The organism is Streptomyces sp. NPDC058579 (genome assembly GCF_042718575.1).
Lineage (GTDB): Bacteria > Actinomycetota > Actinomycetes > Streptomycetales > Streptomycetaceae > Streptomyces.
Map to the genome: position 1 here is coordinate 33,313 of NZ_JBHXPI010000046.1, position 15,159 is coordinate 48,471.

Sequence of the window (15,159 nt, forward strand, 5' to 3'; positions counted from 1 at the left end):
GGGAACCCCGCAGTCGGGAGACCCGCGGGGCGAGGGGGTGTCCAGAGGGTGCCCGCGTGCCTCAAGCGCTCAGCGGGACCGCTGCCAGGGTGCCTACCAGCCAGGTCAGGGGTAGGAAGATCGTCAGTAGTGCGCCCGCGCGCATCAGGGCTGCTGTGCGGAGGACCGTGGGTGGGGCGCCCAGGCGGACCAGGGCTTCCGTCGTGTGGGCGCGGCACTGCTTGGACTCCAGGGCCGCCGTCAGGAGCGTCGCCGTCGTGCAGGCCATCACCAGCGCCGCGCCCAGGCCGGTCAGCGGGCCGAAGTCGCCCGTCCCGGCGTCGTACAGCGTGGCCGCCGCGACCGCGCCCGAGGCCACCGCGCACACCACGCCGAGCGGGCGCCCGATGCGGCGGGACTCGTCCATCAGGACGCGGCCGGCGAGCAGGCGGGTCGCGCCGGGGCGGACGGCCTGGAGCAGCCGGCCGCACCAGTGGGTGATGCCGGGGCCCGCCATCGCGAGCCCGATCGCGGTGAGAATCCAGCCCGCGAGCACCCCCGCCGGGCTGCCCTCGAAGCGGCCCGGGAGCGGCAGCCCGCCGCCCGCGCCGCCCTGGCCCGCGTACGTCTCGACCGCGAGGCCGACCGCGAGGAGCGCCACGCCCCAGGGGAGGCCCGAGGGGGCCGTCCGCTCCGCGCCCGGGGGAGCCGTCGGGGTCGTGCGGGGGCGCAGGGCGAGGCCGGCGGCCGTGGAGGCGGCCACCGGGAGGATCGCGAGGAGGGTCAGCGCGCCCGCCAACGGGATCGGCTGACCCGCCGCGAGCAGTTCCGCCGCCGCTCCGTCGAACGGCAGGCCCGTGATGTCACCGCGCAGGTGCAGGTAGAACAGCAGCGCGACCATCGAGCCGAGCGTGCACTCTACGGCCGTCGAGGCCGCGGCGATCGCCGTGAGCCGCGCCGGGCCGAGCCCGATCGCCGAGAGCCCCGGGCGCGGCCGGGTGCTGGGATCCGTACGGGCCACGGCCACCGCGAAGTGCACGGTTGCGGCCATCGGGATCAGGCACCACAGCAGCCGCAGGGTCGCTGCGGAGGACCGCTCCGGGTGACCCACGGCGTACCCCAGCGTGCACAGCAGCAGAAAGCCGACCCCCGCGGCCGCCGCGGCGACCAGGAGGCGCCGCAGCAGGACGAGGGGGTGGGTCCCGCGGACTAGACGGAGAGCGAGCACGCGGCGACGCCCTCCGCCCCGGTGGTCGGCGACGCGGTGCCCACCCGGCGCCCGTCGAGCAGGGCGACCGAGCGGTCGGCGAGGGCGGCCACCTCCGGGTCGTGCGTGGCGAGCAGCACGGTGATCCGGTGCGAGCGGGCCGCGGCCGTCAGCGTACGCAGGACCTGGGCGCCGTCGGCGCGGTGCAGGGAGGCGGTCGGCTCGTCGGCGAAGAGCACGGACGGTGTGGTGACCAGGGCCCGGGCGATGGCGATCCGCTGCCGCTGCGACTGGGGCAGCGCGTGCGGGCGCTTGCGGGAGCAGCCCCCGATGTCGAGGCGCTCCAGCCACTCCAGGGCGGAGGCCTTCGCGGCCCGGTGCGAGACCCCGCGCAGCAGGAGCGGCAGGGCCGCGTTCTCCCAGGCGGTCAGCTCCGGTACGAGTCCGGGCTCGGGGTCGATCCAGCCGAACCGGTCCCGGCGCAGCCGTTCGCGCTGCACGGGGCCCATCGTGTGGACGGGGCTGCTGTTGAACCAGACCTCGCCCTGCTGGGCGACGATCTGGCCGGAGAGGCAGCGCATCAGCGTGGTCTTGCCGCTGCCGCGCGGGCCGACCAGGGCGAGGATCTCGCCCTCGCGCACGCCGAGGGAGACGCCGGTCAGGACGTCCGAACCCTCCAGGGTGCAGTGCAGGGAACGCGCCCAGAGCACGTCGTTGTCCGGTGGGGCCATCGCGTACACCTCGATGTCGGATCCGATACTTGCGTTCCCCCGTCCGAGGGAACGAAAGGACGGGCCTGTCGGTCACTGGGCACCGTAAGGATTCAGATCCGTTTGTACGGACAGCACACGGCCCGGGCGGCCGCCATCCACTCGGATGGCCGCACACCCGGGCCGGGGTCACGCCGTGAGGGCGGCGTGAGGTCCTGTGCCTGGAAGGGCTCGGACGGTCGGAGCCGTCAGAGCTTCGTCCACGCCTCGGTGAGCACCGAGCGCAGGATGCCTTCGATCTCGTCGAAGGTGCCCTGGTCGGCGATGAGCGGCGGGGCCAGCTGGATGACCGGGTCGCCACGGTCGTCGGCGCGGCAGTACAGGCCGTTCTCGAAGAGCGCCTTGGAGAGGAAGCCGTAGAGCACGCGCTCGGTCTCCTCGTCCGTGAAGGACTCCTTGGTGACCTTGTCCTTGACGAGCTCGATGCCGTAGAAGAAGCCGTTGCCGCGGACATCGCCGACGATCGGGAGGTCGTGCAGCTTCTTCAGGGTGTCGAAGAAGTTGCCCTCCTGGTCGAGGACGTGCTGGTTCAGGCCTTCCTTGTCGAAGATGTCGAGGTTGGCGAGGGCGACCGCCGACGACACCGGGTGGCCACCGAAGGTGTAGCCGTGCAGGAAGGTGTTGTCGCCCTTGTAGAACGGCTCGGCGATGCGGTCCGAGACGATGCAGGCACCGATCGGGGAGTAGCCCGAGGTCATGCCCTTGGCGCAGGTGATCATGTCCGGCACGTAGCCGAACTTGTCACAGGCGAACATCGTGCCGAGGCGGCCGAAGGCGCAGATCGTCTCGTCGGAGACGAGCAGCACGTCGTACTGGTCGCAGATCTCGCGTACCCGCTGGAAGTACCCGGGCGGCGGCGGGAAGCAGCCGCCGGCGTTCTGCACCGGCTCCAGGAAGACGGCCGCGACGGTGTCGGCGCCCTCGAAGAGGATCTCCTGCTCGATCTGGTCGGCGCACCAGCGGCCGAAGGCCTCGGGGTCGTCGCCGTAGATCGGGGCGCGGTAGATGTTGGTGTTCGGCACCTTGTGCGCGCCGGGGACCAGCGGCTCGAAGGGGGCCTTCAGGGCCGGCAGGCCGGTGATGGAGAGGGCGCCCTGCGGGGTGCCGTGGTAGGCGACCGCACGCGAGATGACCTTGTACTTGGTGTGCTTGCCCTGCAGCTTGAAGTACTGCTTGGCGAGCTTCCAGGCGGTCTCGACGGCCTCGCCGCCACCGGTGGTGAAGAAGACCTTGTTCAGGTCGCCCGGGGCGTAGTCGGCCAGGCGCTCGGCGAGCTCGACGGCCTTGGGGTGGGCGTACGACCAGATGGGGAAGAACGCGAGTTCCTGGGCCTGCTTGTACGCGACCTCGGCCAGTTCCTTGCGGCCGTGTCCGGCGTTGACCACGAAGAGACCCGCGAGACCGTCGAGGTAGCGCTTGCCCTTGTCGTCGAAGATGTAGGTGCCCTCACCACGCACGATGGTGGGCACGGGGTTGTTCTCATACGACGACATGCGGGTGAAGTGCATCCACAGGTGGTCGTACGCGGTCTTGGACAGGTCCTGGGTCACGATTATCGAGTTCCCCACATGTAGGTCTGCTTCTTGAGCTTGAGGTAGACGAAGCTCTCCGTGGAGCGCACGCCGGGGAGGGTGCGGATGCGCTTGTTGATCACATCCAGCAGGTGGTCGTCGTCCTCACAGACGACCTCCACCATCAGGTCGAACGAGCCCGCGGTCATCACCACGTACTCACATTCCGACATGGCAGTCAGTGCTTCCGCCACCGGATCGAGGTCACCCTCGACGTTGATGCCGACCATCGCCTGTCGCCGGAGTCCCACGGTGAGCGGGTCGGTGACGGCGACGATCTGCATGACGCCCTGGTCGAGCAGCTTCTGGACGCGCTGCCGTACGGCTGCCTCGGACAGGCCCACGGCCTTGCCGATGGCGGCGTACGGGCGGCGGCCGTCCTCCTGGAGCTGTTCGATGATCGCCAGGGAGACGGCATCGATCGTCGGGGACGAACCGGAACCGGTTCTGGAGTTCGTGCTTTGACTGGCCACGCACTCACTCTGCACTGGGACTCGTCGGTCTGGCAACCCCAGAGCGATGAAATTCGTTGTTTGAGGGACCGAATCTCACTGAATCCGAAGTTGGCGCATGCCGGACCTGTCGAAAGCGTCAGGGAAGCGATTAGGCTTGGGGTGTCTCGGCAAACGGGACGCCGCACGACGACGTGCGACCAAACGTGACAGGAGGGGTGGCAAAGTGACCACCGAGCTGCGCCGGCTGCGTAACTACATCAACGGGGAGTTCCGGGACGCCACCGACGGACGGACCATCGATGTGGTCAACCCGGCCACGGGCGAGGTCTTCGCCACGTCTCCGCTCTCCGGCCAGGCGGACGTCGACGCCGCCATGGTCGCGGCGGCGGCCGCCTTCCCGGCCTGGCGCGACACCACGCCGTCCGAGCGCCAGAAGGTCCTGCTGAAGATCGCGGACGCCTTCGAGGAGCGCGCCGAGGACCTGATCGCCGCCGAGGTCGAGAACACCGGCAAGCCGGTCGCCCTCACCGCGAGCGAAGAGATTCCGCCCATGGTGGACCAGATCCGCTTCTTCGCGGGTGCCGCCCGGCTGCTCGAGGGCCGCTCGGCCGGCGAGTACATGGAGGGCATGACCTCCATCGTCCGCCGCGAGCCCGTGGGTGTCTGCGCCCAGGTCGCGCCGTGGAACTACCCGATGATGATGGCCGTGTGGAAGTTCGCCCCGGCGCTCGCCGCGGGCAACACGGTCGTCCTCAAGCCCTCGGACACGACCCCCGCGTCGACCGTCCTGATGGCGGAGATCATCGGCTCCATCGTGCCCAAGGGCGTCTTCAACGTCATCTGCGGCGACCGCGAGACCGGCCGCGCCATGGTCGAGCACCCGACGCCGGCGATGGCCTCCATCACCGGTTCGGTCCGCGCGGGCATGCAGGTCGCCGAGTCGGCGGCCAAGGACGTCAAGCGCGTCCACCTGGAGCTGGGCGGCAAGGCCCCGGTCGTCGTCTTCGAGGACACCGACATCGCCAAGGCCGTCGAGGACATCTCCGTGGCGGGCTTCTTCAACGCCGGCCAGGACTGTACGGCCGCGACCCGTGTCCTCGTGCACGAGTCGATCCACGACGAGTTCGTGACGCAGCTGGCCAAGGCTGCCGCCGACACGAAGACCGGTCAGCCGGACGACGAGGACGTCCTCTACGGCCCGCTGAACAACGCCAACCAGCTGAAGCAGGTCTCCGGCTTCATCGAGCGCCTCCCGGCCCACGCCAAGGTCGAGTCGGGCGGCCACCAGGTCGGCGACAAGGGCTACTTCTACGCCCCGACCGTCGTCTCCGGCCTCAAGCAGGACGACGAGATCATCCAGAACGAGGTCTTCGGCCCGGTCATCACGGTCCAGTCGTTCCGTGACGAGGACCAGGCCCTGGAGTACGCCAACGGCGTCGAGTTCGCGCTCGCCTCCTCGGTCTGGACGAAGGACCACGCCCGCGCGATGCGCATGTCGAAGTCGCTCGACTTCGGCTGCGTGTGGATCAACACCCACATCCCGCTGGTCGCGGAGATGCCGCACGGCGGCTTCAAGAAGTCCGGCTACGGCAAGGACCTCTCGGCGTACGGCTTCGACGACTACACGCGCATCAAGCACGTCATGACGTCGCTCGGCTAGGACCCTCGCTCCACCGCGTCGACGATCGCGGTCCTGTCGCCCTCGGGCGGCGGGGCCGCGATCGTCGTATGTGGGGCGGGGCGCAGCCCTGTGCCTCAGCCCGTGCCTCAGCCCCGCGTCTCCGCCTCCACCGGCAGCCACAGCTCGGCGTCCGCCTCGGTGCCGTCCGCCGAGAGCCGGATCCGGGCGATCTCGGGGCCGGGACGGCCGCGGTACGGGTTCGAGGGGAACCACTGCGTGTAGACGTCCCGCCACAGCTCCTGGATCGCCTGCGGGGCCGGTCCCGAGGTGGTGAAGACCGCCCAGCTGCCGGCGGGGACGGCCAGGACCGAAGCGCCCTCCGGCGCCGCGGCGGACGTGATCACCCCGTGGTAGTAGTCGAGTTCCGTGCCCTCGGCGCGGCTGGGGTCCAGGTCGTCGCAGACCGCGACGATGCCCTGCGGCTCCTGGTCCGACAGCGCCTCCAGGCGCTCCAGGGTCGGCTTGTCGACACCCCGGACGAAGTCCATGATCGCCTGGTTCGGTCCCAGGTGCACCAGCGGGACCCGGGCCTTGGGGCCGACGACCGTGAACGCCGGTTTCTCCTTGATGCGGTGACGCATCGTGCTGTTCCCTTCGACGGCGAGACGGAAGGCCATCCGGGGCTGGGAGCTGAGCGTGGCGCCGGTCCGCCGGGCCTCGCCGGGACCGACACCGTGCATGGCGCGGAACGCCCGGGCGAACGCCTCGCCCGAGCCGTACCCGTACCGCACGGCGATGTCGAGCAGCGTCTCCCGCGCCGCGAGCACCTCCGCGCCCGCGAGGGTGAGCCGCCGGCGCCGTACGTACTCCGACAGCGGCATGCCCGCGAGCGCCGAGAACATCCGGCGCAGGTGGTACTCCGACGTGCCCGCGATCCGGGCCAGCTCCGTCACGTCGACGGGCCGGTCGTCGTCGGCCAGGTGGAGCTCGATGTGCTCCATCGCCCGGTTGAGCCTCTCCAGCACGCCCCGGTTCCTTCCTCTTGACGACCACCACGCTAGGCAGCACCCAGGGTGCCGGACCCGACATCCTGTGCCCGATCCTGTCGGGTGATCGACAGGGTGTCGGGGGCGTGGTCGTTCCGGCGCACGGACCGTCCATTGCCCCGTCGTGGCCGGGCCGGGATGCTGCTCGGATGAGAGCGACAGCGAGGAAGAACATGTCCCGCCGGTCCCTGCTGCGCGGGATCGGGGGCGCCGGGGCGGTGGCGCTGCTCGCCGGCTGCGGCGTACCGGCCGCCTACGTGGAGCCGGGGCGGCGGGCGGGCCGGGACCTGTCCGCGCGGGACCGTACGCTCGACTTCGCCAACTGGCCGCTCTACATCGACACCGATGACGACGACACCTCGAAGCGGCCGACGCTGGACGCGTTCTCGGAGCGCTCCGGGATCTCCGTGCGGTACACCGAGGAGATCAACGACAACGACGAGTTCTTCGGCAAGATCAGCCCGGCGCTGATGAACCACCAGGAGACCGGCCGGGACCTCATCGTCATGAGCGACTGGATGGCCGCCCGGTTCGTCCGGCTCGGCTGGGTGCAGGAGATGGACCGGGCCGCGCAGCCGAACATCAGCCGGTACCTCGACCCGCAGCTGCGCTCGCCCGCCTTCGACGAGGGCCGGCTGCACACCGTGCCCTGGCAGTCCGGGATCACGGGCATCGCCTACAACCGCAAGAAGCTCGGCCGGGAGATCCGCTCGGTCAAGGACCTGTGGGACGCCGAACTGCGCGGGAAGGTCACCCTGCTCTCCGGGCTCGACGAGTCGTTCGCGCTGCTCATGCAGGGCAACGGGGTCGACGTGACGAAGTGGACCGCCGAAGACTTCCACGCGGTGTGCGAGCAGATCGAGGATCTGGTCGGCAAGCGGCACATCCGCCGCTTCACCGGCAACGACTACATCAAGGACCTGTCGACCGGCGACGTCCTGGCCTGTCAGGCGTACTCGGGCGACGTCATCCAGCTCCAGGCCGACAACCCCGACATCGAGTTCGTCGTCCCCGAGGAGGGCGCCGAGCTGTGGGCGGAGTCGCTGATGATCCCCAACCTGGCGCAGCACAAGACGAACGCCGAGAAGCTGGTCGATCACTACTACGACCCCGAGGTGGCCGCCGAGCTGGCCGCCTGGGTCAACTACGTCTGCCCGGTCCCGGCCGCCCGCGACGTCCTCGCCGACTCCGACGACGAGGAGCTGGCCGCGCTCGCCGAGGACCCGCTGATCTTCCCCGACGACGAGATGCGGGGGCGGCTCGCGATCGCCCGCGACATCACGTCGGAGGAGCGGACGGAGTTCGCGAAGAGGTGGAACTCGATCGTCGGACTCTGACGGACCGCTGAACCCCCTTTTTTGAACGCGTTCATGATGGGCGTAGGGTGTTGTCATGAGCGAGGCGAGCGGGCCTGTGGCCCTTCTTCGGCGTATCCGTGTGTGGCTGGTCCTCTTCGTCGTCTGTCTGGTGCTCAGCGGGGTCACCGCCTTCCCGCTGGTCACCGAAGTCCGCTTCATCGAAGGCGCGTTGACGTCCTGGGCGGCGCCGGTCGGGGAGGTGTTCCCGGGCCTCGTGGAGTGGATCGCGCGGGTGCGCGTCGGCCTCGACCTCGCCGACGCGCAGCACCCGTTCCTGCTGTACGGCAACGACTGGCTGGCCTTCGCGCACCTCGTCATCGCCGTCGCCTTCTACGGCCCCTACCGCGACCCCGTCCGCAACATCTGGGTCGTCGAGTTCGGGATGATCGCCTGCGTCGGGATCATTCCCCTCGCCCTGATCTGCGGGCCGATCCGCGACATCCCCATCTGGTGGTCGGTCATCGACATGTCGTTCGGGGTCTTCGGGATCGTCCCGCTGCTCGTCGTACGGCGGATGATCAAGCGCCTCGAAGCGGCGCAGGGGGTGCGGGCCGTGACCCATGCGCCCCAGCCTCAGGCCGTCGGCGGTCCGTAGGCCGCGACCATCAGGGCCAGGGCGACGCTGTTCATGTCCTGGCCCTTCGCGTCCGTGGAGTTGACGCTGTACACCAGCGTGCGCGAGCCGTCCCGGGTCGAGGCGATCGCCGCGTTGTAGCCCCAGCGGCCGCCCGTCTTCCCCCACACCTCCCGCCCGCCGAGCTTCTTCATCGAGAGCCCCGCGGAGTACGCGGCATCGGCGCCGCTCTTGAAGTCCGGCACCTTCGGCAGCGTGAACATCTCCTCCAGGAGCGGCCCGCGCACCACCCGGCCCTGGAACAGCGCCCGCGTGAACCGCTCCAGATCGGCCGTCGTGGAGATCAGGTCGCCCGCCGCCCAGCCGTCCGACGCGCCCCACACCGACACGTCCCGCAGCCCGGTCGTGCCGTCCGCGAGCCGCATCGACTGGTAGCCGTGGTTGTGCGGGCCCTTGATGCGCGGGCCGGCACCCGGCAGGTACGTGCCGCGCAGCCCGAGCGGGCCGAGGACGCGCGCCCGGACCTGGTGCTCGTACGAGTCGCCCGTGACCCGCTCGATCAGCAGACCCGCGACCGTGTAGCCGATGTTCAGGTAGTGCTGCCGGGTCCCGGGGACGAACTCCGGCTTCTTCGCGGTCGCCGAGCGGACCATCGCGCGCGGGTCGTGGACCTCGAAGCGGTTCGCGTACCACTCCTCGACCGTCGAACCGGGGAAGTCGGGCGCCGGGATCCCGTGCGTGTGGTTCAGCAGCTGGCGGACCGTCACCGTCCCGTACCGGGCCGGGATCAGCTCCGGCAGGTACGAGCGCGCCGAGCGGTCCAGGTCGAGCCGCCCCTCGCCAGCGAGCTGGAGGGCGACCGCCGCCGTGAACACCTTGGTCACCGAACCGGCGCGGAAGCGGGCGTCCGGATCGGCCGGGCGCATCGACTCCAGGTCGTGCACGCCGGAGGTTCCTCGCCAGGTGCCTTCCCGGCCCCCGATCCGTACCAGGGCGGCTGTCGCGTCCTTCGAGGGGAGGCCCTCGATCGCCGCTTCGAGGGCGGGGTCCGAGGCCGGCGCGACGGACGTGACCTGGGCGGCCGTCGCGGGCAGAGCCCCGGTGCCGGCCGCGACACCCAGGACGAGGGTCGCGGCGAGCAGGGCGCGGGTGCGTGCGTTCATGGTCAACTCCGTTGGTGTGAGCCACTGTTCTCCTACGACTCACACCCTGCCGACCTGCGACGATCCACGGATCGCCGGAGCGGGGGATCTTCCCCCGCCCCGCTCATCCCCCGAGCGGGGGAGAGCCCGCCGTGACCAGGCCGCTCTCGTACGCGCAGATGACCGCCTGGATCCGGTCCCGCAGCCCGAGCTTCGCCAGCACGTTGCCCACGTGCGTCTTCACCGTGTGGTCGCTGACGACCAGCTCCGCCGCGATCTCCGCGTTCGAAAGCCCCCGCGCGAGCAGCAGCAATGTCTCGCGCTCGCGGGCCGTCAGCGCGTCGAGCCGGGGATCGGGGCGCGGCGCGGTCTCTCGGCGCGCCGGGCGGGTGTACTCCTCGACTAGGCGGCGCGCCACGGACGGGGCAAGCAGCGAGTCGCCTCGCGCCACCACCCGTACCGCGTGCACCAGATCGTCCCTGCGGACGTCCTTCAGCAGGAACCCGCTCGCGCCCGCGTGCAGCGCCTCGTAGACGTACGCGTCCGAGTCGAAGGTCGTCAGCATCACGCTCCGGCACCCGCTCTCCGCGCTGATCGCCCGGCACGCCTCGATGCCGTCCAGGCGCGGCATCCGGATGTCGAGCAGCGCCACGTCGGGGGAGTGGCGGCGCACCGCCTCCACCGCCTCCGCGCCGTCGCCGGCCTCCGCGACCACCTCGATGTCCGGCTGGACGTCGAGGATCATCGAGAAGCCGCTCCGGACCAGCTCCTGGTCGTCGGCCACCACCACCCGGATCGTCACGTCGCCGCCTCCGCCGTGGACGGTACGAGGGGTACGGGGAGTTCCACCCGTACCTCGAAGCCCCGGCCGTCCGGACCCGGGCCGGTCACCGCCGTACCGCCGTGCGCGCCGGCCCGCTCGCGGATCCCGACGAGCCCGTGCCCCTCGCCGCCCGCAGAGCGCCCACCGCGCCGGGGGCCCCGCCCGTCGTCCGTCACCACGACCTCCAACACCCCGTCCTCGTACGCGAGTCGCACGGCTGCCGTCCGCGCGCCCGCGTGCTTCACCACGTTCGTCAGCGCCTCCTGCACGATCCGGTGGACCGTCGCCCCGACCGCCACCGGAAGGGCCCGGACCCCGCCCGTCGTCCGGTACGTGACGTCGAGCCCGCTCGCCCGCACCCGCTCCACCAGGGCGGGCAGCCCGCCGAGGTCCGGCTGCGGCTCCCGGGGCGGCGGGGCGCCCTCCGTACCGTCCCGCAGCACCCCGAGCATCCGGCGCAGCTGCTCCATCGCGTCCCGGCCCGTCGCGGAGATCGCGTCGAACGCCGCCTCCGCCCGCTCCGGAGCCGCCCGCACCGCCACCGGTCCCGCCTCCGCCTGTACGACCATCAGGCTCACCGCGTGGGAGAGGATGTCGTGCATCTCCCGCGCGATCCGGGCCCGTTCGCGTGCCGCAGCCTGCTCGGCCTCGACGCGGTGGGCCCGTTGCCGGGCGTCGGTCAGCCGGCCGAAGACGTACGCCGCCCCGAACACGAAGAGGGAGAAGGTCAGTTCGCGCGCCGAGCCGGTGTTGAGCCACACCGACACCGGCACCGCGACCACGATCAGCACCACGGTCGCCCGCCGCTGCCAGGGCGGCGCGAGCGCGGCGATCGTGTGGACGATGACGAGCCCGGTGTACGGGAGGGGCTGGCCGGGTCCATCGACCGCGAGCTCGTAGAGCGTGCTGGTCGCCAGGATCGCGAGGAGGACGGCCAGTGGGGCGCGCCGCCGCCAGACCAGCGGGAGCACGGTGAGCGTCGTCAGGCCGTACGCCGTCCAGGTCGCCGGCGGCAGCTCGGGGGCGCGCGGCACGACGAACGGCATCGTCATCGCGGCCTGCACGAGCAGCGCGATCCCGACGTCCACGGCGAGCGGATGCGAGCCCCCGAACCGCCGGGCGCGCTCACCCCATCCCCGTACGGTCTCCTGCGCGTCCCCCCGTATGCCCACTACGGCTTCCGGCCCACCGCGCCGAACTGCGCCACCTCGCTCGCCGGGGCGAACCGCCAGCTCGCGCAGGAGACGATCCCCGGCTCCAGGACGTCGAGACCGTCCAGGAAGGAGGCGAACTCGGCGCGGGTGCGGGCCGTGATCGGCGGGGTCGCGTTCTCGTTCCAGAACGCCATCGCCGCCACGTTCCCCTCGCCGCCGAGCTCAGGCTCCAGCGTCGGGTGGGTCAGTACGAGGTACGAACCGGAGGGGACGGCGGCCATCAGCGTCCGGACGATCTCCCGGGCCTCGGCGGTGTCCAGGACGAAGTTGAGGATGCCGAGCATTATGACCGCGACCGGCCGCGACAGGTCGAGCGTGCGGCTCGCCGCCGCCACGATCCGCTTCGGGTCCCGCGCGTCCGCGTCGACGTAGTCGGTGACCCCCTCCGGGGCGCTGGTCAGCAGCGCGCGGGCGTGGGTCAGGACGATCGGGTCGTTGTCGACGTAGACGATCCGCGACTCCGGGGCGATGCGCTGGGCGACCTCGTGGGTGTTGTCGGCGGTCGGCAGGCCCGTACCGATGTCCAGGAACTGCCGCACCCCGGCCTCGGCCGCCAGGTGCGTGACCGCCCGGCCGAGGAACGCCCGGTCCGCGCGGGCGACTTCGCCGATGCTCGGGTAGAAGCCGGTGACCTGGTCGCCGACCTCCCGGTCCACCGGGTAGTTGTCCTTGCCGCCCAACCAGTAGTTCCACACACGGGCGTTGTGGGCGATGTCGGTCCGGATCCTCTCGATCCCTGTCACCTCGGCGTACCCCTTCGCAATTCGGCGGCGAGCGCGTCCACCCGGTTGGTGGTGATCGCGTCCACTCCGTGGGAGAGGAGCTTACGCATGGTGCGCCGGGTGTCCGCGGTCCAGGCCGAGACGAGGTAGCCGTCCCGGTGCACCCGCTCCACGAGGTCCCGACTCAGCACCCCGAAGCGGTAGTTGAGCCAGCGCGGCCGTACCGCGTCGAGCAGGACGGCCCGGGGCGGGGCGAGCGAGTTCCAGGTCAGCGCGATCTCGGCGGCCGGGTCGGCGGCCCGCACCTGGAGCATCGCGACGCCGCCCGCGCAGTAGTAGACGCGATCGGCGGCCCCGCACTCGCGGACCGTGCCGACGATGGTGCGGACCGAGTCCTCGTTCCCGCCGGGCAGATCGAGCATCAGCCGGTAAGGACCGGCCGCGATCAGCGCCTCGCGCAGGGTGGGGACGCCGTCGTACGTCAGCTCCCGCACCTGCGCGAGGGTGAGCGCGGAGAGCGGCCGGTCGTGGCCCCACAGCCGCTTGAGCGTGTCGTCGTGGAGGAGGACGGGAACGCCGTCGCGGGTGAGCCGTACATCGATCTCGACGGCGTCCGCGCCGCCCTCGATCGCCGAGACGATCGAGGGCACGGTGTTCTCCCGGACGCGGTACGGGTCGCCGCGGTGGCCTACGACAGTGACGTGGTCCATGGGGCCATTGTCGCGGCTGGGGGCTGTCCGGGGCTTACCGCCCCGCCAGCCACTTCTCCGTGTAGGTGTCGATCTCGGCGGCGATGCGGGCCTTGCCGGCCGGGTCGAGGAAGGATGCCTCGACCGCGTTCTTGGCGAGGGCCGCGATGCCGCGCTCGTCGAGCTCCAGGAGACGGGCGGCGACGGCGTACTCGTTGTTGAGGTCCGTACCGAACATCGGCGGGTCGTCGCTGTTGATCGTCACCAGGACGCCGGCCGCGACCATCTCCTTGATGGGGTGCTGGTCCAGGTCGGCGACCGCGCGGGTGGCGATGTTGGACGTCGGGCAGACCTCCAGGGCGATCCGGTGCTCGGCCAGGTACGCGAGGAGCTCCGGGTCCTGTACGGAGCTGGTGCCGTGGCCGATGCGCTGGGCGCGCAGGTCCTTCAGGGCGTCCCAGATCGTCTCCGGTCCCGTCGTCTCGCCCGCGTGCGGGACGGAGTGCAGACCGGCCTCGATGGCCCGGTCGAAGTACGGCTTGAACTGCGGGCGCGGCACACCGATCTCCGGGCCGCCGAGCCCGAACGACACCAGGCCCTCCGGGCGCAGCTCGACGGCGAGCCGGGCGGTCTCCTCGGCGGCCTCCAGACCGGCCTCGCCGGGGATGTCGAAGCACCAGCGCAGGATGACGCCGAGCTCGTCCTCGGCGGCCTTGCGGGCGTCCTCGATCGCGGCCATGAAGGCGCGCTCGTCGATGCCGCGGCGGGTCGAGCTGTAGGGGGTGATGGTCAGCTCGGCGTACCGGATGTTCTGCCGGGCCATGTCCCGGGCGACCTCGAAGGTCAGCAGCCGGACGTCCTCCGGGGTGCGGACGAGGTCCACGACCGAGAGGTAGACCTCGATGAAGTGGGCGAAGTCGGTGAAGGTGAAGTACGCGGCGAGGGCTTCGGGGTCGGTGGGGACCTTGGAGTCCGGGTGCCGGGCCGCCAGCTCGGCGACGATCCGGGGGGAGGCGGAGCCCACGTGGTGGACGTGCAGCTCGGCCTTGGGCAGCCCCGCGATGAAGGTGTGCAGATCGGTCATCGGATCATCGTAGGCCGGGCGGGACCCGGGGAGGGGCGAGGTCGTAGCATGGCGTGACCACGATGGGGGAGGCCCATGTCTGAGAACAGCGACCAGCCGCGGGGCGGGTACGACCCGGCGGACCCGTGGGCTCCGCCGAACCGCGACGGGGTGGAACTGAGCAAGCCGGCGACGCCCGCGCCCACGCCGCAGGACCGTCCGCCGGTCCACGACCAGCCCACGATGACCGCGATGCCGACGGGCGAGGTACCGCCGCCGCCGGTGGCCCCGGGCGGGCCCGCGCCGACGGGCTCGTACGGCTACGGCTACCCGACCGCGCCGCCGGTCACGCCGGTGGCGCCGGTCGCGTCGTCGGGGTACGGCTACCCCGGCTACCCGGGCTACGGGACGGGCGGGGCGGTCGGCGGCTACGGCCAGCCGGGCTGGCAGCAGTCCCCGTCCAACGGCATGGGCACGGCGGCGATGGTGCTCGGCATCATCGCGGTGGCCGGTTTCTGCATGTACGGACTCGGGATCGTCCTCGGCATCCTGGCGCTGGTCTTCGGCGTCATCGGCCGCAAGAAGGTCACCCGGGGCGAGGCGAGCAACGGCGGCATGGCGACGGCGGGCATCGTGCTCGGCGCGATCGGCATCGTGGTCAGCTCGGTCTTCCTGGGCTTCATCATCTGGGCGATCGCCCAGGGCGAGGACTACGGCAGCGACGCGGACGACCCGTTCGCGACGAGCCTGATCATCGAGAACCGCTAGCCGCTACCCGCTACCCGGTACCGGTACGGAGAAGGGCCCCGCGCTTCGCATTCGCGGGGGCCGTCTACGTGTACGCGCGGCTCGGTGATGCGCCCCGCCACCTCTCCCCGGCCTCCATGAGGGGGTATCCCCCGTGGTTGGTGGCGAGGCCGCGGGC

General features: G+C 71.3%; 15 protein-coding genes. 4 read left to right on the forward strand and 11 right to left on the reverse strand.

What is annotated here, in order from left to right:
- Window positions 1-61 precede the first annotated feature (61 nt).
- From ACFWRO_RS32080 to ACFWRO_RS32095, 4 genes are all read right to left on the reverse strand, one after another.
- The gene (locus ACFWRO_RS32080; protein WP_384516546.1) at window positions 62-1,207 is read right to left on the reverse strand and encodes a hypothetical protein; all 1,146 of its coding nucleotides are present in this window, start codon (window positions 1,205-1,207) and stop codon (window positions 62-64) included.
- Complete coding sequence (locus ACFWRO_RS32085) at window positions 1,189-1,917, reverse strand: ABC transporter ATP-binding protein (RefSeq protein WP_384516549.1); 729 nt, start codon at window positions 1,915-1,917, stop codon at window positions 1,189-1,191. The genes ACFWRO_RS32080 and ACFWRO_RS32085 overlap by 19 nt, the downstream gene beginning before the upstream one ends.
- 227 nt (window positions 1,918-2,144) lie before the next feature.
- Window positions 2,145-3,524, reverse strand: a complete 1,380-nt coding sequence (locus tag ACFWRO_RS32090; protein ID WP_384516551.1) for an aspartate aminotransferase family protein — start codon at window positions 3,522-3,524, stop codon at window positions 2,145-2,147.
- A complete protein-coding gene (locus ACFWRO_RS32095) occupies window positions 3,509-4,000 on the reverse strand; it encodes an Lrp/AsnC family transcriptional regulator (RefSeq protein WP_352191863.1) in 492 nt (163 codons plus the stop codon). Before ACFWRO_RS32095 ends, ACFWRO_RS32090 begins: the two co-directional genes overlap by 16 nt.
- A 205-nt stretch (window positions 4,001-4,205) precedes the next feature.
- Between ACFWRO_RS32095 and ACFWRO_RS32100 the strand changes: the two genes are divergently transcribed.
- Window positions 4,206-5,642: a gamma-aminobutyraldehyde dehydrogenase gene (locus ACFWRO_RS32100; RefSeq protein WP_384516554.1), complete on the forward strand. Its 1,437-nt coding sequence runs from the start codon at window positions 4,206-4,208 to the stop codon at window positions 5,640-5,642.
- A gap of 107 nt (window positions 5,643-5,749) precedes the next feature.
- Here ACFWRO_RS32100 and ACFWRO_RS32105 read toward each other — a convergent pair whose 3' ends face one another.
- Window positions 5,750-6,628 carry an effector binding domain-containing protein gene (locus tag ACFWRO_RS32105; RefSeq protein WP_384516557.1) on the reverse strand — a complete coding sequence of 293 codons (879 nt, stop codon included), beginning with the start codon at window positions 6,626-6,628 and terminating at the stop codon, window positions 5,750-5,752.
- A gap of 194 nt (window positions 6,629-6,822) precedes the next feature.
- Here ACFWRO_RS32105 and ACFWRO_RS32110 point away from each other — a divergent pair, with 194 nt between their 5' ends.
- Both ACFWRO_RS32110 and ACFWRO_RS32115 read left to right on the forward strand, forming a co-directional pair.
- Entirely contained in the window at window positions 6,823-7,986 is a 1,164-nt protein-coding gene (locus ACFWRO_RS32110; protein WP_384516594.1) for a PotD/PotF family extracellular solute-binding protein, read from the forward strand.
- 55 nt (window positions 7,987-8,041) lie between these two features.
- Window positions 8,042-8,602, forward strand: a complete 561-nt coding sequence (locus tag ACFWRO_RS32115; RefSeq protein WP_384516560.1) for a hypothetical protein — start codon at window positions 8,042-8,044, stop codon at window positions 8,600-8,602.
- Here the strand turns inward: ACFWRO_RS32115 and ACFWRO_RS32120 are convergent.
- The 6 genes from ACFWRO_RS32120 to ACFWRO_RS32145 all read right to left on the reverse strand — a co-directional run bounded on the left by ACFWRO_RS32120 (window position 8,581) and on the right by ACFWRO_RS32145 (window position 14,255).
- Window positions 8,581-9,744: a serine hydrolase domain-containing protein gene (locus ACFWRO_RS32120; protein WP_384516563.1), complete on the reverse strand. Its 1,164-nt coding sequence runs from the start codon at window positions 9,742-9,744 to the stop codon at window positions 8,581-8,583. The genes ACFWRO_RS32115 and ACFWRO_RS32120 overlap by 22 nt on opposite strands.
- A gap of 103 nt (window positions 9,745-9,847) precedes the next feature.
- The gene (locus ACFWRO_RS32125; protein ID WP_384516565.1) at window positions 9,848-10,525 is read right to left on the reverse strand and encodes a response regulator; all 678 of its coding nucleotides are present in this window, start codon (window positions 10,523-10,525) and stop codon (window positions 9,848-9,850) included.
- Window positions 10,522-11,718, reverse strand: a complete 1,197-nt coding sequence (locus tag ACFWRO_RS32130; RefSeq protein ID WP_384516568.1) for a sensor histidine kinase — start codon at window positions 11,716-11,718, stop codon at window positions 10,522-10,524. The genes ACFWRO_RS32125 and ACFWRO_RS32130 overlap by 4 nt, the downstream gene beginning before the upstream one ends.
- Window positions 11,718-12,503 (reverse strand): SAM-dependent methyltransferase, encoded by a 786-nt coding sequence (locus ACFWRO_RS32135; RefSeq protein WP_384516571.1) that lies wholly within the window; start codon window positions 12,501-12,503, stop codon window positions 11,718-11,720. The genes ACFWRO_RS32130 and ACFWRO_RS32135 overlap by 1 nt, the downstream gene beginning before the upstream one ends.
- Entirely contained in the window at window positions 12,500-13,192 is a 693-nt protein-coding gene (locus ACFWRO_RS32140; RefSeq protein ID WP_384516573.1) for a glycerophosphodiester phosphodiesterase, read from the reverse strand. The genes ACFWRO_RS32135 and ACFWRO_RS32140 overlap by 4 nt, the downstream gene beginning before the upstream one ends.
- Window positions 13,193-13,226: 34 nt before the next feature.
- Window positions 13,227-14,255 (reverse strand): adenosine deaminase, encoded by a 1,029-nt coding sequence (locus ACFWRO_RS32145; RefSeq protein ID WP_384516576.1) that lies wholly within the window; start codon window positions 14,253-14,255, stop codon window positions 13,227-13,229.
- Between the two features lie 75 nt (window positions 14,256-14,330).
- Here ACFWRO_RS32145 and ACFWRO_RS32150 point away from each other — a divergent pair, with 75 nt between their 5' ends.
- Entirely contained in the window at window positions 14,331-15,002 is a 672-nt protein-coding gene (locus tag ACFWRO_RS32150) for a DUF4190 domain-containing protein (RefSeq protein WP_384516579.1), read from the forward strand.
- The last annotated feature ends 157 nt before the right edge of the window (window positions 15,003-15,159 follow it).

What these genes read in the sequence shown, in the direction of transcription:
- ACFWRO_RS32085 (WP_384516549.1), bottom strand. Translation starts at nt 1,917, where the DNA reads ATGGCCCCACCGGACAACGACGTGCTCTGGGCGCGTTCCCTGCACTGC.
- ACFWRO_RS32110 (WP_384516594.1), top strand. Translation starts at nt 6,823, where the DNA reads ATGTCCCGCCGGTCCCTGCTGCGCGGGATCGGGGGCGCCGGGGCGGTG.
- ACFWRO_RS32115 (WP_384516560.1), top strand. Translation starts at nt 8,042, where the DNA reads ATGAGCGAGGCGAGCGGGCCTGTGGCCCTTCTTCGGCGTATCCGTGTG.
- ACFWRO_RS32120 (WP_384516563.1), bottom strand. Translation starts at nt 9,744, where the DNA reads ATGAACGCACGCACCCGCGCCCTGCTCGCCGCGACCCTCGTCCTGGGT.
- ACFWRO_RS32140 (WP_384516573.1), bottom strand. Translation starts at nt 13,192, where the DNA reads ATGGACCACGTCACTGTCGTAGGCCACCGCGGCGACCCGTACCGCGTC.
- ACFWRO_RS32145 (WP_384516576.1), bottom strand. Translation starts at nt 14,255, where the DNA reads ATGACCGATCTGCACACCTTCATCGCGGGGCTGCCCAAGGCCGAGCTG.
- ACFWRO_RS32150 (WP_384516579.1), top strand. Translation starts at nt 14,331, where the DNA reads ATGTCTGAGAACAGCGACCAGCCGCGGGGCGGGTACGACCCGGCGGAC.